This window comes from Gallintestinimicrobium sp., from assembly GCF_046968865.1.
GTDB classification, from domain to species: Bacteria; Bacillota; Clostridia; order Lachnospirales; family Lachnospiraceae; genus Gallintestinimicrobium; species Gallintestinimicrobium propionicum.
The window spans coordinates 81,504-99,738 of sequence record NZ_JBKVPW010000004.1 but is presented as its reverse complement, the minus strand read 5'-3'; the positions used below and the strand labels follow the sequence as shown (position 1 = coordinate 99,738).

The 18,235-nt window shown below is 48.2% G+C and carries 16 protein-coding genes; 1 reads left to right on the top strand and 15 read right to left on the bottom strand.

The window, feature by feature from the left end; translation table 11 throughout:
• Nucleotide 1: 1 nt before the first annotated feature.
• The 6 genes from ACLTOQ_RS05395 to ACLTOQ_RS05370 form a co-directional block, all read right to left on the bottom strand.
• Entirely contained in the window at nt 2-1,189 is a 1,188-nt protein-coding gene (locus ACLTOQ_RS05395) for a carbohydrate ABC transporter permease (RefSeq protein ID WP_412318996.1), read from the bottom strand.
• A 16-nt stretch (nt 1,190-1,205) separates the two neighbouring features.
• Nucleotides 1,206-2,162, bottom strand: coding sequence for an ABC transporter permease (locus ACLTOQ_RS05390; protein WP_337562938.1), 957 nt, complete (start codon nt 2,160-2,162; stop codon nt 1,206-1,208).
• A 97-nt stretch (nt 2,163-2,259) separates the two neighbouring features.
• Nucleotides 2,260-3,939, bottom strand: coding sequence for an extracellular solute-binding protein (locus tag ACLTOQ_RS05385; protein ID WP_412318995.1), 1,680 nt, complete (start codon nt 3,937-3,939; stop codon nt 2,260-2,262).
• Between the two features lie 309 nt (nt 3,940-4,248).
• Nucleotides 4,249-5,091: a sugar phosphate isomerase/epimerase family protein gene (locus ACLTOQ_RS05380; protein ID WP_412318994.1), complete on the bottom strand. Its 843-nt coding sequence runs from the start codon at nt 5,089-5,091 to the stop codon at nt 4,249-4,251.
• Complete coding sequence (locus tag ACLTOQ_RS05375) at nt 5,084-5,971, bottom strand: sugar phosphate isomerase/epimerase family protein (RefSeq protein ID WP_412318993.1); 888 nt, start codon at nt 5,969-5,971, stop codon at nt 5,084-5,086. Before ACLTOQ_RS05375 ends, ACLTOQ_RS05380 begins: the two co-directional genes overlap by 8 nt.
• 137 nt (nt 5,972-6,108) lie before the next feature.
• Nucleotides 6,109-6,360, bottom strand: a complete 252-nt coding sequence (locus tag ACLTOQ_RS05370) for a hypothetical protein (protein ID WP_021914362.1) — start codon at nt 6,358-6,360, stop codon at nt 6,109-6,111.
• A gap of 269 nt (nt 6,361-6,629) precedes the next feature.
• On the opposite strand from ACLTOQ_RS05370, the gene ACLTOQ_RS05365 reads away from it, so the two are divergent.
• Complete coding sequence (locus ACLTOQ_RS05365) at nt 6,630-8,114, top strand: sulfatase (RefSeq protein WP_412279824.1); 1,485 nt, start codon at nt 6,630-6,632, stop codon at nt 8,112-8,114.
• A gap of 186 nt (nt 8,115-8,300) precedes the next feature.
• Here ACLTOQ_RS05365 and ilvA read toward each other — a convergent pair whose 3' ends face one another.
• From ilvA to ACLTOQ_RS05320, 9 genes are all read right to left on the bottom strand, one after another.
• A complete protein-coding gene (gene ilvA / locus ACLTOQ_RS05360; protein WP_117959681.1) occupies nt 8,301-9,512 on the bottom strand; it encodes a threonine ammonia-lyase in 1,212 nt (403 codons plus the stop codon).
• 16 nt (nt 9,513-9,528) lie between these two features.
• Nucleotides 9,529-10,473: a signal recognition particle-docking protein FtsY gene (ftsY, locus tag ACLTOQ_RS05355; RefSeq protein WP_021914359.1), complete on the bottom strand. Its 945-nt coding sequence runs from the start codon at nt 10,471-10,473 to the stop codon at nt 9,529-9,531.
• A 30-nt stretch (nt 10,474-10,503) separates the two neighbouring features.
• Complete coding sequence (smc, locus tag ACLTOQ_RS05350) at nt 10,504-14,061, bottom strand: chromosome segregation protein SMC (protein WP_412318992.1); 3,558 nt, start codon at nt 14,059-14,061, stop codon at nt 10,504-10,506.
• A 14-nt stretch (nt 14,062-14,075) separates the two neighbouring features.
• Nucleotides 14,076-14,768: a ribonuclease III gene (gene rnc / locus ACLTOQ_RS05345; RefSeq protein ID WP_021914357.1), complete on the bottom strand. Its 693-nt coding sequence runs from the start codon at nt 14,766-14,768 to the stop codon at nt 14,076-14,078.
• A gap of 5 nt (nt 14,769-14,773) precedes the next feature.
• Nucleotides 14,774-15,007 (bottom strand): acyl carrier protein, encoded by a 234-nt coding sequence (gene acpP / locus ACLTOQ_RS05340; RefSeq protein ID WP_021914356.1) that lies wholly within the window; start codon nt 15,005-15,007, stop codon nt 14,774-14,776.
• A 5-nt stretch (nt 15,008-15,012) separates the two neighbouring features.
• A complete protein-coding gene (plsX, locus tag ACLTOQ_RS05335; RefSeq protein WP_117959625.1) occupies nt 15,013-16,032 on the bottom strand; it encodes a phosphate acyltransferase PlsX in 1,020 nt (339 codons plus the stop codon).
• Between the two features lie 229 nt (nt 16,033-16,261).
• On the bottom strand, nt 16,262-16,444 hold the full coding sequence (gene rpmF, locus ACLTOQ_RS05330) for a 50S ribosomal protein L32 (RefSeq protein WP_021914354.1): 183 nt from the start codon (nt 16,442-16,444) through the stop codon (nt 16,262-16,264).
• 2 nt (nt 16,445-16,446) lie between these two features.
• Nucleotides 16,447-16,971 (bottom strand): YceD family protein, encoded by a 525-nt coding sequence (locus tag ACLTOQ_RS05325; protein ID WP_412318991.1) that lies wholly within the window; start codon nt 16,969-16,971, stop codon nt 16,447-16,449.
• 109 nt (nt 16,972-17,080) lie between these two features.
• Nucleotides 17,081-18,193, bottom strand: coding sequence for a GDSL-type esterase/lipase family protein (locus tag ACLTOQ_RS05320; RefSeq protein ID WP_412318989.1), 1,113 nt, complete (start codon nt 18,191-18,193; stop codon nt 17,081-17,083).
• Nucleotides 18,194-18,235: the final 42 nt, after the last annotated feature.

The following is an 18,235-nucleotide window of genomic DNA, read 5'->3' as shown; positions in this document are numbered from 1 at the left end:
TTCAGCCTTTTACTGCTCCAACCGTCAGACCGTTCTGCAGGAACCGGTACATAAACGGATATGCACAGATGACCGGAACAATCGCAACCAGCAGATAGGCTGTCTTTAAATTATTCCAATAAGCGAGAAGCTCCGGCGTATATGCCGCAATTTCCATCGGATTGCGGTTCATGAAGTTCTGAATATATGCCTGCACCGGATAAATGGCTGTATTGGTGGTAATATACAGAATCGATGAGGTGTAATTATTCCAGAAATTTACGATCTGCATAAATGCCGTCGTGGCAATGATCGCCTTGGACAGCGGCAGGATAATTTTAAAATAAATACACATCTCCGAAGCCCCGTCGATTCTTGCCACTTCATTTAATTCTATCGGAATGCCTTCATAAGTTCCTTTGATCAGCAGCATATTGTATATAGAAATTGTTCCAGGAAGGATTAATGCCCAGATCGTATTCATCAATCCTAATGCATTCATCAATACAATTGCAGGCGCCATACCTCCGCCAAAATACATTGTGATCATATAAAAGACCATCCATCCACGCCGAAATGGAAGTTCCGGACAGGATAAGGGATATGCGGCCATCGCCATTGCAATCGTACCGATCAAGGTTCCTGCCACTGTAATAAAAATAGAATTGAGAAAGCTTTTTAAAAATGCAGTATCGTGAATAACATAATTCAATGCGAAAAAATCGATATTTTGTGGAATTACGTTGATAATCTGTCCCGGTGCCGAAAGTGCAACTGCAATAATATTGAAAAACGGTACCACAAAAAACAGGATCAAAACCACCACGATCATTTCACCGATGACTTCGAACGTTTTTTCATCATTGAATCTGCGCAACACGCTGGGGCCTCTGAGCAGAACCACCCAGCGCATCCAGCCACTCTGCGACGCTAACATCACAATTACGCTGATGAATGCCAAAATCACCCAGAGCATCTCTGCCCCGTTAAATTTAAAGGTTTCTCTAAAGCCTTCTTTCGCTATTTTCTTTTTCAGCTTCAGAATGCTTTCTGCCTCCAGCACCAGCCACAGAAGTAAAAATACAGCGTCCAGCTCCTTTGTACTATTGAGACGTCCATCTACAGCCTCGATCATTAAAACTGCCAGAGAGAGTATCCAGCAAAGCAGCATCACAATTCTGACCGATCCGCTATGAGTATCTTCTTTCATCCTGCTCTCTCCTTTCTCACCAAAGTCCTGTTTTTAAATATTTTTTTGCAAACCAGTTTGTCAAAAGAACCAGAACCATAGATACCACACCGTTAAACAGACCGACTGCAGTAGACAGCGCATACTGCGGCAAAAGGCTTGCCTCCCGGATCAGGCGATACGTATAGGTTCCCAGAATGTCCGCATTCTCTTTAATGTAGGGAGAATACATGATGAAGATTTGCTCAAATCCGGCATCCAGAACGCTTCCCATCCTCAACACAAAATTGATGGCAATGATCGGCAATATTCCCGGCAGTGTCACATGCCAGATTCTTTGCAGCTTCGTCGCCCCATCGATTTTTGCAGCTTCCAAAAGGTCTGTATCCAGTGCTGTGATGGCAGAAAGGTAGATTACTGTGCTGTAACCGATCCATTTCCACCCCTGTGTGATAACCAGAACAGGGCGGATCGTTGTATTGCTTGTGGTAAAGGCAACTCTCTCGTGCCCAAAATACTCCAGGATATTATTAATCATACCGGTATCCTTATTCAAAAGTGTCGCACAGATACCGGCAACCGTTACCCAGGAAAGGAAATAGGGAAGATACATCGTAAAGCGCAGTGTCTTTTTTACGATCTTTCCTTGTAATTCATTCAGCAAAAGGGCGATCGCAATCGGGATCGGGAAAATAAAAACTGTCTTTTCCAGGCTGATGATCAGCGTATTGCGCAGCGCTTTTAAAATCTCCACATTGGTAAAGATCTTTTTAAAATTATCCAATCCAACCCATTTTGCATCCAAAATTCCCTGAATGACAGATGGTGCGCCTAAAATATTCGGATTTTCTTTAAATGCCATGATCAGACCCGTCATCGGGATATAGCTGAATAGGATCAGTAAAAGAGCTGACGGGACAAAGAACAGATAAAGTTTTCCCTCTCTCTTTAACTGTTGCCCGAGGCTCTGCTTTTTCTTTCTTTCTCCTGCCATACGCGCCTCCGTATAAAAAATTCTGTGCCATCCGGCCAGTTTTGGTCAAATACCGTCCAAAAACCGACCGGATGGCACATTCAATCCTTCTTTTTTGTTATCTTGCCTTTACTTCATTATAAATATCTTTGCTGCCCCAGCTGTTATACCATTCTGTAATAGAATTTGTGATGTCATCTCCATTGTCTGCCACCCATATATCATGTACCTTCTGAAGATCAAATGCCTCTGCGCTGTTGAACAGCATTAAAACCAGCTGATCTGACACATCTGTATTTGCCTTGCTGAAATAATTGTCATATGCATCGTTTGTGCTCATCATATCAACAGGATTCTTGATACCGGTATTGTCAACATTATAGTTGATCGTACTAAACAGCTTATCCTGAGCTGCAGTCTTTCTGGTTCTTGCCAGCCAGTACTTCGAATTATCCTCTTCTCTGTTACCGCTGATCAGTTTATCTGCATAGCCCATTCTGTCATTAAATTCAGGAAGGATCGGATAGTATTCTCCATTCTCTACCGTATAGGTCTCACCCTCTACACCAATAACGCTTTCACGGTACAGCTCCGGCTCCAGCTTTTTATCCATCCAGTCTACAACTGCTGCACTCTGCTCTGCCGTATTATAAGAAGGCAATACGCAGATACTGTTATATCCCTGTCCGCTCCATACTCTGACTGCACTTGCATCGCCCTTGTTGTCATCGGGAACCAGTGCAGAAATATAGCCAATATTATCATCTGTGTACTGAGAAAGATCTTCTCCTTCCGGTGCGCTTACAGTTTCCAGGGTGTACGCTTCCCAGTGTGCCGCTTCTACAACCCCTGCCATCTCTGACTGGAAGGCTGCGATCACGCCGGTATCATTGGAGGTTGCCTGATAATAAACCAGTCCATCGTCATACAGGCCTGTCATATATTCTGCATATTCTTCAAAGCCAGGCTGCTCTGTCATAAACTGTACTGTTCCGTCTGTTTCCATCCATTTCTGATAAACACCAAATGCAGGAAGGATCTCTGTCATGCAGGTAACACCATTGCCGATTCCCAATGCATGACCGCCCTTAGCCACTCTGGTGTTGAAGTATTCCAGCATCTTTCTGAAATCCGATACGCACATGGAATAGCCATTTTCTTCGGAGGGAGCGTCAATCTGATCCTCCGGATTTGCTTCATTGTAATCCTTTAACCAGTCTGCACGATAAGCCAATCCTAATGCGGCACAATTCTTTGCTGCCCGCTGCGGGACACCATAGATTTCTCCATCCTTTGTCACCAGATCCCAGCCAACCTCGGAAATCTGGTCTTTCAGATATTCCGATCCTTCTACATACTCTGTGATCGGTGCCAGAGCCCCTGCTGCCAACAGCATGAAGAACGTATCCTTGCTTACCAGCATATACTGGAAGTCTTCTTTCAGCATAAATGCATTCTGAATCGCTGTCTGTGTATCTGTGTCCGGAATCTGTGTATAGTTAACCTTGTATCCGGTTTTTTCTTCAAACAGCTTCGCCTGTTCCAGATTGTTGAACTCCTCGTCCGTGATCCCGGCACCCATCATATAAGCATTAAACGTATCCACTTTATCATAGTCTGCCAGAGATTTTGCAGCGGTGCTTTCTGTTTCTGCCGATGCAGTACTTTCCGTTGCCGCTGCCTGAGTTGTTTCTTTTACCGTGGTCTCTGCTGTGCCAGAAGAGCTGCCACAGCCAGCCAGTGTTCCGATTGCCATTGCTGCTGTCAATGTAAGAGCCAGTGCCTTTTTCAATCTCATAAACAAACCTCCTCTTTTTCATACCCTCCGATCAGCATTCCGAAACGCCGTCATTCTGTACAATATATCTTTTGTTTTCCCCAATTGTTTGTGCACAACTATTGTAAGGTCATTGTATCTGATTGCATTTTGGAAAACAATGTCCAATCTTATGATTCGCGTTGTCCTTTTTTTAACTTATATACTTTTTGAAAATATACCTGACAAAAGCAGTAAAGTACGTGCACAGCTGGGCGCAAAACAAAAAAGCGAAGTCACAGCTTCTGCCATGTCTTCGCCTTTGGGATATTTCTTTCTGTTATCTGTTATTTACCGGATCAACTTCTGCAAAAACTCCACTGCCGTCCGAATATCCTTTTCCGGCGTATCTCCCACTTCTCTTTCCACTGTCAAAAAGCCGTGATAGCCGATTTCATCCAGCGCTTTTAAGTATGCTGGAAAGTCCACATTTCCGGTTCCGAGCGGCAGCTCCGTAAAGGACGGGCTTGCCAGCATCTCTGCCTCTACCAGTCCATAAACCTCTTCGGGAGCTCTGTAATAGTTTCGTCTGCCGTCCTTTGCATGGGTATGGACGATGTAATCCTTCAGGTTGTATACCGCCTGCACCGGATCGTCCCCCGTCACCATGACAAGATTTGCAGGGTCCATATTGACTGCAACACCGGTGGAATGCAGACCATCCAGGAACTTTTTCAGAACTGCAGACTCTTCCGGTCCTGTTTCAATTGCAAAATGTGCATCCAGGGAATCCGCATACTGTGCCAGCTTAAAGCATGCCTCCTGCATGATCTGATAGCGTTCATTCGCCGGATCAGACGGAACAACACCGATATGAGTTGTCACAATGTTGGTTTCCAGCTCCTTTGCAAGGTCTAAGATCCGCTTCGACTCCTCGATCAGCTCCGGATTCTTTGCAGGATCGTGGAAGCCTTTTCCGAGATCGCCGCATAAAGCGGAAATCACAAGTCCGTTGGACTTTACCATGTCCAGGAATTCTTTTCGCTTTGCACCGACCAAATTGTGGGGAGAAAGCTCTCCATAGGTTGCATAAACCTGAATGCCCTCTGCGCCTAGCTCTTTTGCTTTTTTGATTGCCTCCGGAATTGGAAGCTTAAACGATTCCAGCATTACGCCGATAGAAAAATCATACATATCTCTGTCCCTCCCCGATTACTTCGATCATATGCTGCAGATTTTGTGTTCCGATCTCAACGCCCTCCAGAACGGGCTCCATTCCTTCAAACTCCAGAGAAACATAGCCGTCGTAGCCGGATTTGCGGATCGCAGAAAGGATCTGGAACGTCGGCACATTTCCATGTCCGAAAATCGTGCCGCGCCAGTAATTGCCGCCTCTGGAAAGATTATAGCCTCTGCCCGGGTCAAAATTCATGCCGGAGCGCACCAGCATGTCCTTCGCGTGAACGTGCACAATATAGTCCGAAAGTGCCGATACTGCCGTCGCACAGTCCTCATCCACAACTGTAAAATTGCCCATATCGCACAGAAATCCGTAATTGGGATGATCAACCGCCGCAAACAGCTCGAGCATTCTCGCGCTGTCCTGTAACAGATAGCCGTGGTTTTCGCTGCAGGTCTTCACACCGCGCTCCCTGGCATATTCTGCTGCCTGACGCACAAACGGTGCCACCGCTTCGATGACCTTTTTGTAGCTTTTGATCCCCGTATAGCCCTCGTAATAGCCCCATGCGACGTCATGGCGCAGCAGCGGGATCTTGCATTCTGCCGCAATGTCGATATGCCTGCAGAGCCGTTCCAGTTCCTTTTCCGGCTCCTTCACGAAGAAATTCGCTCCCGTCGTGTAGATTGGAACCTCCAGTCCCTGCTCCTTTGCATGCGCACACAATGCCTTCGCATACTCCATAGGTGTGCTGCCGTCCGGTGTTTTATCATCCAACACCAGCTCTACCCCCTGGCAGCCATATTCCTTTGTCTTGTCGATGGCATCAAAGCGTGTAAATCCCCCGTCCTGATACAGCCTTTCAAAGCTGTAAGTACTGATACAACTTTTCATGTCCCTCTCCTTTTTCGGTTGTTGTGTGAAATGCCTTCCATTACCAATATATCAGATTCAGGAGTGGGCGCAAGGAATATTTTTTACAAAAAAATTGTCCGTTTTTTGTTAAAAAACGGACAATTCTCTCTTTCTTCTCAGCCCTTCAGACCTCTGGACTGACGATCCATATCTTCTACTACAATGTCGTAGATCTCGCCGAGGGACGCGCAGTATTCCAACACCTTCCAGGGCTCGTTGGTGTGAAAATGAATTTTGATCAGCTCATCGTCACCGACCGCCAGCAGGCAGTCTCCCTTGAAATGTTCGGTGAAATATTCGCTGATCTCATCCTCATCCAGATTTTCTCCTTCAATCAGGAGCTGTGTATCATATTTAAATTCCAGCATGCTTGCTACCATCCTTTCCGTTGCTTGTTCTATCTTACCACAGTTCGTGCTGTCTGACTACAAAAACCTCGCATCGGGCAGGAAAATCCATTTTAAAAAGCCTTTCTTTGCATTATCATGGACTATATTCCCAAACCGATATGCGTATTCGTGAGGTACACCCTTTCAGCAAAACCATAAAATGCGTCCTACTGTCAGGAATCCCATATCTCCGGAAAGGACACTTATATAAGGCTCCTCCCACCTCCCAAGGGAAGTGGGAGGAGCCTATGACAAACGAAAGGATTTTAATTATGAACCAACCAAACATCCTGATCCTTCATCTCGACGAGCTGCGTCAGGACTGTCTGGGCTGTTACGGCAACCCGGATATCCAGACACCCAACATCGACGCTCTGGCAGCAGACGGCGTAACCTATCAGAACCATTATACGGTTTATCCGGTCTGTACCCCATCCCGCTATTCGCTATTTTGCAGTCTGTATGTGCACCAGCATGCTGCATGGGACAACCATTGTACATTGCCCTCCGGCTATCCGACTTTTCCAAAGCTCCTGCGTGAAAACGGATACCAAACCACCGCAGTCGGAAAAATGCACATGACTCCCACTTATCTGGACATCGGATTTTCCGATCTTGAGCTGGCAGAGCAAAACGGCTGCGGACGCTTCGAGGACGATTATCATCATTTTCTGATGAAGCACGGTAAAATCGACCGTTTTGATCTGCACTACGAATCCGGTCTGTTTCAGCTTCCGCCAGAAGATCACAGATTCGATGACTGCCAATGCTGTCAGTCTGATCTCGATCTTCCGTTTTATTCCAGCGAATGGATTACACAGCGTGCTCTCGACCGTCTTGATCAGTGGAATTGCGATCAGCCCTTTTGTATGATGGTCGGCTACATCAGCCCGCACCACCCCTTTGATCCGCCTGCACCCTACAGTACGATGTACGATCCGAACTCCCTGCATCTGCTGCCTGGTTATACCGATCAGCCGCTCCCCTTCGATTCCAATTTCGGCAGCTCTCCGATCCACCCCGATAAAATAGATGAGAAGGATATCCGGGCAATGATGGCTTCCTATTACGGTATGATTTCCGAAATCGACAATGGAATTGGTACCATCCTGCAAAAGCTGAAGGCCAAAGGACTTTATGACAATACCATGATCGTTTTTACCAGTGATCACGGAGACTACATGAGCTATCATCATATGATGTTAAAAGGCAGGCATCTCTACGATCCGCTCATCAAAATTCCCCTGATTGTCAAATATCCCGGACAGCAGGCCGCCGGACAGACGGATTCCTTCCTCTCTGAAAATATCGACGTAGCGCCGACTGTCCTTGAACTCTGCGGGCAGCCAATCCCTCCTACCATGCAGGGACGTTCTCTGCTTGGAAACGACCACAGACAGTTTGCTTTTTCCGAGCTGCAGTTTGGCAGCCAGACGAATCCGAAGATCGGCTACATGCTCCGTTCGGATTCCTACAAGCTTCTGGTCTACGGCAGTATGCAGGACTGTGCCTTTTATGACCTGAAAAAAGATCCTTTCGAACTCTGTGATGTCTCCAAAGAGCCGGATTATCAGGAAACACTGCACCGTTATCAGACTGCACTTTCCGATTTTGTCCTGTTCCATGCACTCGGAAAAGTACATCTCGACACAAAAGCGCCGCAACAGCGGGATCAGGAAGTTTTAAACAAACAAGCTGAGGAATTAAAAGCATTTATCCGTTCGCAGTGGTGATGCAAGTTCTGGTTCGTGCCTTAAACTATGCCGTCACAGAACCGATTTGTAATCGTTTTGTTAAGCTGCAATAAGTCAAAACGAGCCATCCGAAACAGTTCAATCCGTTTCGGATGGCTCGTTATTCATGACAATAGAATGCTCGCAGAGCGTGCATTCTATTGTTTTTTCTTTAAACTGCTGCCATTACATATTTGTCTGTACAACCTTCGGACGATATCCTTCTTTTTCCAGTGCAGAAATGATTTCCTGCTTATGCTCTGTACCAAAGCTCTCCATCGTAATACGCAGCTCTACTGCAGCGCTTCTGTTAATAGAAACAAACTGGTTGTGGGACAGCTTGATAACATTGCCGTGCTCTTTTGCAACGACGGCAGCTACCTTGCTCAGTTCGCCCGGCTTGTCCGGAAGCAGAACGGAAACCGTAAAGATACGGTCTCTCAAAATCAGACCCTGCTGTACGACGGAGGACATGGTGATCACGTCCATGTTGCCGCCGCTTAAGATCGAAACGACCTTCTTTCCCTTCAGGTCGAGGTGCTTTAACGCTGCAACGGTCAGCAGACCGGAGTTTTCCACGATCAGCTTGTGATTTTCAACCATATCCAGAAATGCACCGACAAGCTCTGCATCCTCTACTGTAATGATATCGTCAAGATTCTTCTGGATATACGGAAAAATTTTCGTGCCGGGCGTCTTTACTGCGGTGCCGTCTGCAATCGTGTTGACAGAAGGAAGCGTCGTCACCTTGCCATTTTTGATGGATTCCTGCATGCAGTTTGCATTTGCAGGCTCTACGCCGATCACCTTGATCTTCGGATTTAACAGCTTCGCCAGCGTGGAAACGCCGGTTGCCAGTCCGCCGCCGCCGATGGGAACGAGGATATAATCCACAAGGGGAAGCTCTTTGACGATTTCCATCGCAATAGTTCCCTGACCTGTTGCAACGGTAAGGTCATCGAAGGGATGTACGAAAGTATATCCATGCTCTTCCGCCAGCTCGTAAGCCTTTGCGCATGCTTCATCATATACATCTCCGTAAAGTACAACTTCTGCGCCGTATCCTTTGGTACGGTTTACCTTGATCAGAGGCGTGGTTGTCGGCATTACAATTGTAGCTTTCGCGCCATAACACTTCGCAGCATAAGCAACGCCCTGCGCATGGTTGCCCGCAGAGGCGGTGATAACGCCTTTTGCACGCTCTTCCTCGGTCAGAGTGCTCATCTTATAATAAGCGCCTCTTACCTTGTATGCACCGGTGAACTGCAGGTTTTCCGGCTTAAAAAATACCTTTGCCCCGGTCTGCTGGCTGAAATAATCACTGTATACAAGTTTTGTCTCCAGCGTTACTCTGCGCACTACTTCGGAAGCCTCTTCAAATTTTTCCAATGTCAGCATCTTTTCTTCTTCCATTTTAGTAAACCTCATCCTTCTCTGTATCAAACAGTGCATTCACAAACTGATCCGGATCAAACTTCTGCAGATCCTCGATTTTCTCCCCGACACCGATATATTTTACCGGTACGTGCAGTTCCGACTGAATTGCTACCGCAATACCGCCCTTGGCGGTTCCATCCATTTTGGTCAGGATAATACCGGTCAAATCCATAACCTGCGCAAATTCCCGCGCCTGTACCAGCGCGTTCTGTCCGGTCGTGCCGTCCAGTACGACCAGATTTTCCCGATGGACACCAGGAAATTCCCGGTCGATAATCCGGTTCATCTTGCGCAGCTCTTCCATCAGGTTTTTCTTATTGTGGAGACGTCCCGCCGTATCGCATAAAAGGACGTCCACATGACGTGCTTTTGCCGCATTGACCGCGTCGTAAATAACGCTCGCCGGATCAGAGCCCTCTACGCCGCCGATCATATCGACACCTGCGCGGTTCGCCCATTCCTCCAGCTGATCGCCAGCTGCCGCACGGAACGTATCTGCCGCCGCGATTAAGACCTTGCGTCCCTGCTTCTTTAACTTGGAAGCGAGTTTTCCAATCGAAGTCGTCTTGCCGACACCGTTTACGCCGATCACCATGACGACGGACTGCTCTTTTTCAAAATCATAAGCTGTCTTGCCGACATGCATCTGCTCCCGGATGCTGTCGATTAAGATCTCCCGGCAGTCCTGCGGATCACAGATTCCCTGGTCATTGACCTGTTCTTTTAATCGGTCCAGAATCTCTTCTGTCGCCCGACCGCCCAGGTCGCCCATAATCATCGTCTCTTCCAGCTCTTCATAAAATTCGTCGTCAATAACGGAATATCCGGAAAAAACGGAGTCAAATCCTTTGACAATATTGTTGCGGGTCTTGGTCAGTCCCTCCCGCAGTCTGGCAAAAAAGCTTTTCTTTTCTTCTGCCATCCGCTTACCTCCTTTTTATCCTGATTACCATCAGGTCAGATCTTTATCTATCAGGTTGACGCTTACAAGCGTCGATACGCCTTTTTCCTGCATCGTGATTCCGTAAAGCCGGTCCGCCGCTTCCATCGTGCCGCGTCTGTGGGTAATGACGATAAACTGTGTATGGGCGGTCAGCTTATGCAGGTAGTGGGCAAATCTTCCGACGTTGCTGTCATCCAATGCCGCCTCGATTTCGTCCAGCAGACAGAACGGTGACGGTTTTAAGTTCTGGATGGCAAATAATAGCGCAATTGCCGTCAGCGCCTTTTCCCCACCGGAAAGCTGCATCATGTTCTGCAGCTTCTTACCGGGCGGCTGTGCGATAATCCGGATGCCTGCTTCCAGGATATCCTCGTCCTCCATCAGCTCCAGCGTACCCTTGCCGCCGCCGAAAAGCTCTTTAAATACCTTATCGAACTCCTTACTGATCTCTGCAAACTTCTCCTTAAACTGCCTTCGCATCGCCTCATCCAGCTCGACGATGATGCGTTCCAGCGTTTTCTCAGCTTCCACCAGATCGTCGTGCTGTGCCTTCAAAAACGTGTAACGCTCCATCAGATTTTTATAATCTTCGATGGCGTTAACATTGACATCGCCCAGTCTGCGGATCGCTTCCTTGATCGTCTGCGTCTGCTTTTTCATCTCAGCAAGGTCGTTCATCGTCTCATCCCGAAGCTGCGCTGCATCCCGGAGGGTCAGTTCATACTCATTCCACATGTAGTTGACCTGATTCTCCATGGACTCCTCCAGCTTTTCCTTCTGGGCATTTAAGCGGTAAACCTCTTTGTCCAGCGCGCTCATCCGTGCGGACAGCTCTTCGCGCTCCGTGAAAAAGCCTTTCTGCCGTTCTGTAAGTTCTTCCCGCTTTTTGCTGTCTGCATTCAGCTTATCCTGCGTATCCGACTGCGTCGTTTTGGAGGATTCGATGGTCTCCTGCAGCCTTTTGATGCTTTCTTCTTTCCCGGCGGCGTCTGCCACGCCGTCTGTCAGGCTCTTTTTGACCTCTTCCAGCTCGCCCTCATATCGTGCGATTTCTCCGGCGATACGGTCTTCGTTTGCCTGATAAAATCCGAACTGCTGCCGGATTTTTTCCACATCCAGTTCTTTTTCATTCAATACAGCGGTCTGCGCAGCTTCCTGCCTGCGCGCCTCTTCCAGATCCTTCGTAAAGCCCTCGATCTGTTCGTTTTTCTCGCCCTCCAGAGCCTCGGAACGTTCCAGCTCCTGCTTTGTCTCTTCCTTTTCTTTTCGGATCTGCAGCACCTGGGTTTCGATCTCGATCTCTTCTTTTTTAAGGTCTTCGACGCCTGCTTTCGTCTGATCCTTTTTCTCCTGCGCCGCTTCTATATTCAGGCGGGCAGTATTCTGGCGGATAAAGGCGTTTTGCAGCGCAGCGCGGCTCTTTTCCAGCTCTGTCCGGCATTCGTTCCGGTCTTTTTTGAGGTCTTCGATCGAAACGAGCAGCTCATCTACCGCTTTGGCATGCGCCTTTACCTTCCATTCCAGCTCTTCTATCTCGCGCCTGCGTCCCAGAAGGTTGCTGCTGTTTTTAAACGCGCCGCCGCTGATCGAACCGCCGGGGGATAAGGATTCGCCCTCCAGCGTCACAATCCGCAGCGAGTACTTGAATTTCCGGGCAAGCTGCGTTGCATGATCGACGTGATCGACGACTACGATTCTGCCGAGCAGCGATTTTGCGACATCGCCGTATTTTTCATCCGTATGTACCAGAGTATGCGCAAGTCCTAAAACCCCAGGCTCCTTTAAGGCTTCTTTCTGCCGAAATTCCTGTGCGTTTTTGATGCTGTTTAACGGCAAAAACGTCGCGCGTCCGCTTTTGGTCTGCTTTAAAAACGAAATCATCCCTTTGGCGGTCTCTTCATTATCCGTTACGATATTCTGGATGCTGCCGCCAAGAGCCGTCTCAATCGCAGTTTCGTATTTTTTCTCTACTTTAATGATGTCCGCGACAACACCGATGATGCCGGGATTTTTATCTTTCTGCTCCATGACGCGGCGGATGCTTCCACCGTAGCCCTCATAGCGCTCCGTCAGGTTGCTGACCGCTTCCAGTCTCGTTTTATCCTGATGATACTGCACCTGTGCATCCCGCAGCGCCTGATCCATTTTGGCGATCGTCTCCCGAAATTCGTTTAACTTCGCCTCCATCGCCGTCTGAGCTTCCTTCCTCGACGCGATTTCCTGCGTCACTGTATTAAAGGCTTCTTCCAGACTTTTGATGCTCTCTTCCTGCTGTACCTCGTCGGACTTGACGCGCAGCAGGCGGGAATTCAACTCTGCCCTCCGAATCTGCGCCTGTTCCAGCATCGTATCCTGGCGTCCCATCTTCGTCTTGATCGCCGCACGATCATTCAACGTATCAATAATCGCGTTTTTGGCATCTTCGATCGACTGGTTTAAACCTGCGACCCGGCTCTGGATGATTTCCAGTTCTGCTGCAGCGCTGTTGCGCTCTTCCTGCAGCTTTTCGAGCCGTTTTTGAATCTCGTTTCGCTGCTGCAGCAGCTTTTCTTTGTCGGCGTTTCGTGCGTCAATCTCCTTGCGCAGCGTCTCTTTTCTGCTCTGCAAATGTGCTTCATTGCCCCGGATGGAACGGATTTTTTCCTGCAGGACGGCAATTTCACCCTCCAGCTTTCCGCGCAGGACGGACGTATCTGTCAGCTGTGCCCGCGCCTGCTCCATCTGTCGTTCCAGCGCCTCGATCTGCGTTGCAATCCGGTCATATTCTTCCTTAATGCCCTCATATCGGGTCGTCGTATCCTTTAAATCTCCGTCTGCAATCCGGTATTTTTCTTCCGTATCGGAAAGCTGTGCCCGCGTTTTTTCACTTTCCAGCAAAAATACGTTAACGTCCAGCGCTTTCAATGTTTCCCGGTGTTTTAAATAAACCCTTGCCTTTTCCGCCTGTTTGCCCAACGGTTCGACCTGTTTTTCCAGCTCGGACAAAATATCGTTGACACGCACGAGGTTCTGCTGCTCGGATTCCAGTTTTTTTACGGAAGCGTCCTTGCGGCGTTTGTATTTTACGATTCCTGCAGCTTCGTCGAACAGCTCGCGACGCTCTTCCGGGCGCCCGCTCAAGATCTTGTCGATCTGACCCTGTCCGATGATCGAATAGCCTTCTTTCCCGATACCGGTGTCGTAAAACAGCTCGTTGACGTCTTTTAAACGACACGGTGTCCCGTTGATCAGATATTCGCTTTCGCCGGAACGGTACAGGCGTCTCGCCACCGTCACTTCATCATAGTCAATTGCCAGCTGATGGTCGCTGTTATCCAGCGTAATCGCCACATAGGCATAGCCCAGCGGTTTTCTCAATTCGGTACCGGAAAAAATAACGTCCTGCATCGTTGCGCCGCGCAGCTGCTTGATTCGCTGCTCGCCCAGCACCCAGCGCACGGCGTCAGCAACATTACTCTTTCCGCTGCCGTTTGGTCCGACAATACCGGTGATTCCGTTGTGGAACTGAAACAGGATTTTATTGGCAAAGGATTTAAACCCGTGTACTTCTATACTCTTTAAATACATATATTATAGGCTCCTTAGCACTTCCGAAGCTTCAGGATTGCTTCATAAGCCGCCTGCTGCTCCGCCGCCTTTTTGGTACGGCCATGCCCGCTGCCGATCACTTCCCCGTTTCTGACTGCATCAACCCAGAACGATTTGTTGTGATCCGGTCCCTCTTCTCCTTTGAGTTCGTAAGAAAACTCCCCATCGCCTTCTGCCTGCAGAATTTCCTGCAGCACCGTCTTGCTGTCATAGAACAGAATTTTATTTTCCAGATCGGATAAAATGAATCGGTGGATAAAATCATGTGCCGCGTCAAAACCGCCGTCCAAATACAGTGCGCCGATCACCGCCTCCATCACGTCCGAGGTAATCGAATCGCGGTTGCGTCCACCGGTCGCCTCTTCGCCCTTTCCAAGCAACATGTAGCGTCCCAGCTCGATATCCCGTGCGCAGTACGCAAGCGCTGGCTCACAGACCATCGAGGAACGCAGCTTCGTAAGCTTTCCTTCCGGCATCTGCGGATTCTCATGGAAAAGAAAATCGCTGGAAATCAGCTCCAGCACAGCATCTCCCAAAAACTCCAGCCGCTCGTAGTCCTTTAATTTGTTGATTCTCTGTTCATTGGCAAAAGAGCTGTGAGTAAGAGCCTGTTTTAACAGACTCTTATCCCGGAACTGATATCCAATCTTTTTTTCCAGCTCACCTATCGTATATTCCTCAGTCATATTGTTCACTCGTTCCTTGTCTTTCTGATCAGCTCTACCGCTTCTCCGACGGTTTTGATCTTTTCTGCCTCTTCTTCTGGTATTGCAATTTCAAACGTCTCTTCAATTTCCTGAATGACCTGGTAAAGATCCAGGGAATCCGCACACAGATCGTCGATAAAATTCGTCTCCTCCGTCAGTTCCCGCGGATCTACGCTCAAAATCTCTGCCACGATCTGTTTCAGCTTTTCAAACTCCATACCCCTTATCCTTCTTCCTTTGCAGCTGCAATGCTGGCTGTAATTTTTCCAACAACATCCTGCTCCTGGAACGTGATGCACTGCAGAATCGTATTTTTAATTTCTACTGATTTGGAGCTTCCGTGGGTCTTTACAACAAGTCCCTTCAAGCCAAGCAGCGGCGCGCCGCCATACTCTTCCAGATCAAATGCCTTTAGGGTCTGCTTCAGTGCAGGTTTTACCAAAAGTGCGCCAATCTTTGAACGCAGGTTTGTCATCATGCCGCCCTTTACTTTTTTGATCAGGGTTGCGCCGACACCCTCGTACAATTTCAGGATTACATTACCGACAAACGCTTCACACACAACGACGTCTGCCTTTCCTGCCGGGATATCACGTGCTTCGATACTTCCGATAAAATTGATATCTTTGCATTCTTTCAGCATCGGATAGGTTTCTTTTACCAGCGCATTGCCTTTTTCTTCTTCCACACCGATATTGACGATGGCAACTGTCGGGTTCTTTACTCCCATGACATTTTCCATGTAGATCGATCCCATTCTTGCAAACTGTACCAGCTGCGAAGGTCTTGCATCCACGTTTGCGCCACAGTCAATCAGCAAAGAACAGCCATTTTCTGTCGGGATAAGCGGAGCCAGAGGCGGACGCTCCACGCCCTTTGCCCTGCCGACTAACACCTGTCCGCCAACTAAAACCGCGCCGGTGCTTCCCGCAGATACAAACGCGTCGCATTCGCCGTTTTTCACCAGACCTAAGCCTTTTACAATGGAGGAATCCTTTTTGCCGCGGATCGCATTGACCGGAGGCTCGCCCGTCTCGATCACTTCGGAAGCGTGTACGACTTCAATCCGCTCTGCCGGATAGGAATAGGCTGCGAGTTCCTTTTTCACAACGTCCTCCTGTCCTACCAAAAAAACCTTCACGCGTTCATCTGCATGAACTGCCTCTACAACACCTTTTATAATCTCTGTCGGCGCGTTGTCTCCGCCCATCGCGTCCACAGCAACTCTGACCAGTTCTGCCATCTTAAAGCACCTGCCCTTTCTTGTTTTTGTTATAGTTCGTTCGTGCCTCTTTGCAAATGGCTTGGGTGAACTGTAACATCTTTTACTATACTAAAATACCGTAGAAAAGTCAATTTTCCTGACGTTTTCAGGCAAAAAAATGAGGCTCCCGGAAGATTCCGGAAGCCCTTTTGTTTGCTCGTCTGTTATTCATAACAATAGAATGCCCACAAAACGTGTATTCTATTATTTAAGCCTCAACCTTAACGATTTCGCGCTTGTTGTAAGAACCGCAGGCCTTGCAGACTCTGTGAGGCATCATCAGTGCGCCGCATTTGCTGCACTTCACCAGAGTGGGTGCGCTCATTTTCCAATTTGCCCGTCTCTTATCTCTTCTGGACTTGGAAGACTTATTCTTAGGACAGATAGACATCGTTACACCTCCTTATTCGCGTTAAAGACATCCATGATTGCCGCCATCCTCGGATCGGGAACAAAAGTATCGCAGCCGCATGCTCCCGTGTTCAAATCCTTCCCGCAGACAGGACACAGTCCCTTGCAGTCTGGTCTGCACAACACCTTCATAGGCCAGCTTGTCGTAATCTCATTATCGATCAGACTATCTATATTCAGCGAGTAACCTTCCATAAAAGCTTCCTGCTCTTCCAAAGCATCCTGATCAGCACGGTCAGGTGCCACCAGCTTCTGTACGATGGAAAGATCAAACGGAACTTCTACTTCTTCCAAGCATCTGTCACAGGGAATTCCTGCCACAAACTGCAGCTTCGCTTCCACAAGTGCTTCGCCCTGCGCGGTATTCGTCAGCTTCAGCAAAAGCTTATTGCTGCTCTTTACCGGATAAGAGCTTCCATCATGTGTAATCTCTGCAGTCTCCCACGCAAACTCCTGCGTAAGAACTTTGCCTTCGGATGTAAAAACATCTGTCACATTCACTAACATAGTATACTCCTAACGACATGGCAAAATCCAAACGGACTTCGTCCATACTCATACGATTATACAGACGCCTTTTGCCTTTGTCAAGATAATTTTCACTAATTCTTTCTGCTTACTTTTTTACGATTCCGTGTTCCATCAAGAAATTCTCCCAGACCTGATAATATTTCGCTTTCAGGTGGATCTGATCAAATGTCCAATCCGCGTATAAATTGCCGTTTTCATCGCAGACCGCTTCGTTGACGTCAATATAAAAAATATCCTTTCCGTTTGCGAGTGTTTCGATTTCCACATTGCGGATATTGATGTTTGTGTTATTAAATACTGGATCGGAAGCGTTTTTCTGCCCCGCCACGCGCATGATTCCCTGCACGAAAATAATTGCGTCCGGCTGCAGCTCCCGAATCTTATATACCGCCCTCGCATAGGCTTCAAAAAATGATTCCGGCGTTCCCGTGCCCATCTCGTTGATGCCGATCATCAGATAGACTTTTTTGAACTGGTGTCTGGAAAGCGCCTGCTCCAGCGTCAGCTTTTCATCGCCTTCCCGGATAAAATCCTTCGGTTTTTCAAATAAATTATAGACCGTCAGAGATGTCTTGCTGTAAAAGGTCGCCACATCTGCCAGGTTGCTGTACTCGTAGAGTCCCTGTGTCCGGGAATCCCCGATAAACACGGCGTCCGCAAAATACTCCTTGTCCACATGGGTAAATTCGAGCGGCTCCTCCTCTGCTTCCTGCTTCTCTTCTGCCGCCTTACCTGGCACAGCATTTCCGCTTACGCCTGCCTCATTTTTGTCTCCGGTTCCGTTTTTATGATCTGCATCCCGGTCAGCATTCGCCATCTGTCCGGCTTTTTCTCCCCCGTTTCCATCATTCGCCTGCCCGCCGGTTTCCGATATATCCAGTCCGTTTTTTTGGGCTTCCGCAGATATTCCAGATTGACCGGAACCTTCGCCGCCTTCTTCCTGCAGCGCAGTTTTCTCCGTTATTCTGTCTTTTTGCACATCTGCAGCATCCATCGCCGCCGTCTGTACGCTCCTGTCACTCCACGGATAAACGCCCTGTTTTAAATCTATAAAAACAGTCGCTAACGCAGGCTGCTTCCAGCTCGCCGGATTTTCTATTTCGCCGGATTTTACCCCATTGGCAACCCCGGCTCCCTCTATCACCAGTCCGCTGACGATCACTGCGGCCAACAGTGGACATTTTTTCCAAAAGCTCATATTTTCTCCATTCTGCAGGTGCTGCCGCGCCAATGAACCCGC

What these genes read in the sequence shown, in the direction of transcription:
- ACLTOQ_RS05395 (WP_412318996.1), bottom strand. Translation starts at nt 1,189, where the DNA reads ATGAAAGAAGATACTCATAGCGGATCGGTCAGAATTGTGATGCTGCTT.
- ACLTOQ_RS05390 (WP_337562938.1), bottom strand. Translation starts at nt 2,162, where the DNA reads ATGGCAGGAGAAAGAAAGAAAAAGCAGAGCCTCGGGCAACAGTTAAAG.
- ACLTOQ_RS05385 (WP_412318995.1), bottom strand. Translation starts at nt 3,939, where the DNA reads ATGAGATTGAAAAAGGCACTGGCTCTTACATTGACAGCAGCAATGGCA.
- ACLTOQ_RS05380 (WP_412318994.1), bottom strand. Translation starts at nt 5,091, where the DNA reads ATGTATGATTTTTCTATCGGCGTAATGCTGGAATCGTTTAAGCTTCCA.
- ACLTOQ_RS05375 (WP_412318993.1), bottom strand. Translation starts at nt 5,971, where the DNA reads ATGAAAAGTTGTATCAGTACTTACAGCTTTGAAAGGCTGTATCAGGAC.
- ACLTOQ_RS05370 (WP_021914362.1), bottom strand. Translation starts at nt 6,360, where the DNA reads ATGCTGGAATTTAAATATGATACACAGCTCCTGATTGAAGGAGAAAAT.
- ACLTOQ_RS05365 (WP_412279824.1), top strand. Translation starts at nt 6,630, where the DNA reads ATGACAAACGAAAGGATTTTAATTATGAACCAACCAAACATCCTGATC.
- ilvA (WP_117959681.1), bottom strand. Translation starts at nt 9,512, where the DNA reads ATGCTGACATTGGAAAAATTTGAAGAGGCTTCCGAAGTAGTGCGCAGA.
- ftsY (WP_021914359.1), bottom strand. Translation starts at nt 10,473, where the DNA reads ATGGCAGAAGAAAAGAAAAGCTTTTTTGCCAGACTGCGGGAGGGACTG.
- smc (WP_412318992.1), bottom strand. Translation starts at nt 14,061, where the DNA reads ATGTATTTAAAGAGTATAGAAGTACACGGGTTTAAATCCTTTGCCAAT.
- rnc (WP_021914357.1), bottom strand. Translation starts at nt 14,768, where the DNA reads ATGACTGAGGAATATACGATAGGTGAGCTGGAAAAAAAGATTGGATAT.
- acpP (WP_021914356.1), bottom strand. Translation starts at nt 15,007, where the DNA reads ATGGAGTTTGAAAAGCTGAAACAGATCGTGGCAGAGATTTTGAGCGTA.
- plsX (WP_117959625.1), bottom strand. Translation starts at nt 16,032, where the DNA reads ATGGCAGAACTGGTCAGAGTTGCTGTGGACGCGATGGGCGGAGACAAC.
- rpmF (WP_021914354.1), bottom strand. Translation starts at nt 16,444, where the DNA reads ATGTCTATCTGTCCTAAGAATAAGTCTTCCAAGTCCAGAAGAGATAAG.
- ACLTOQ_RS05325 (WP_412318991.1), bottom strand. Translation starts at nt 16,971, where the DNA reads ATGTTAGTGAATGTGACAGATGTTTTTACATCCGAAGGCAAAGTTCTT.
- ACLTOQ_RS05320 (WP_412318989.1), bottom strand. Translation starts at nt 18,193, where the DNA reads ATGAGCTTTTGGAAAAAATGTCCACTGTTGGCCGCAGTGATCGTCAGC.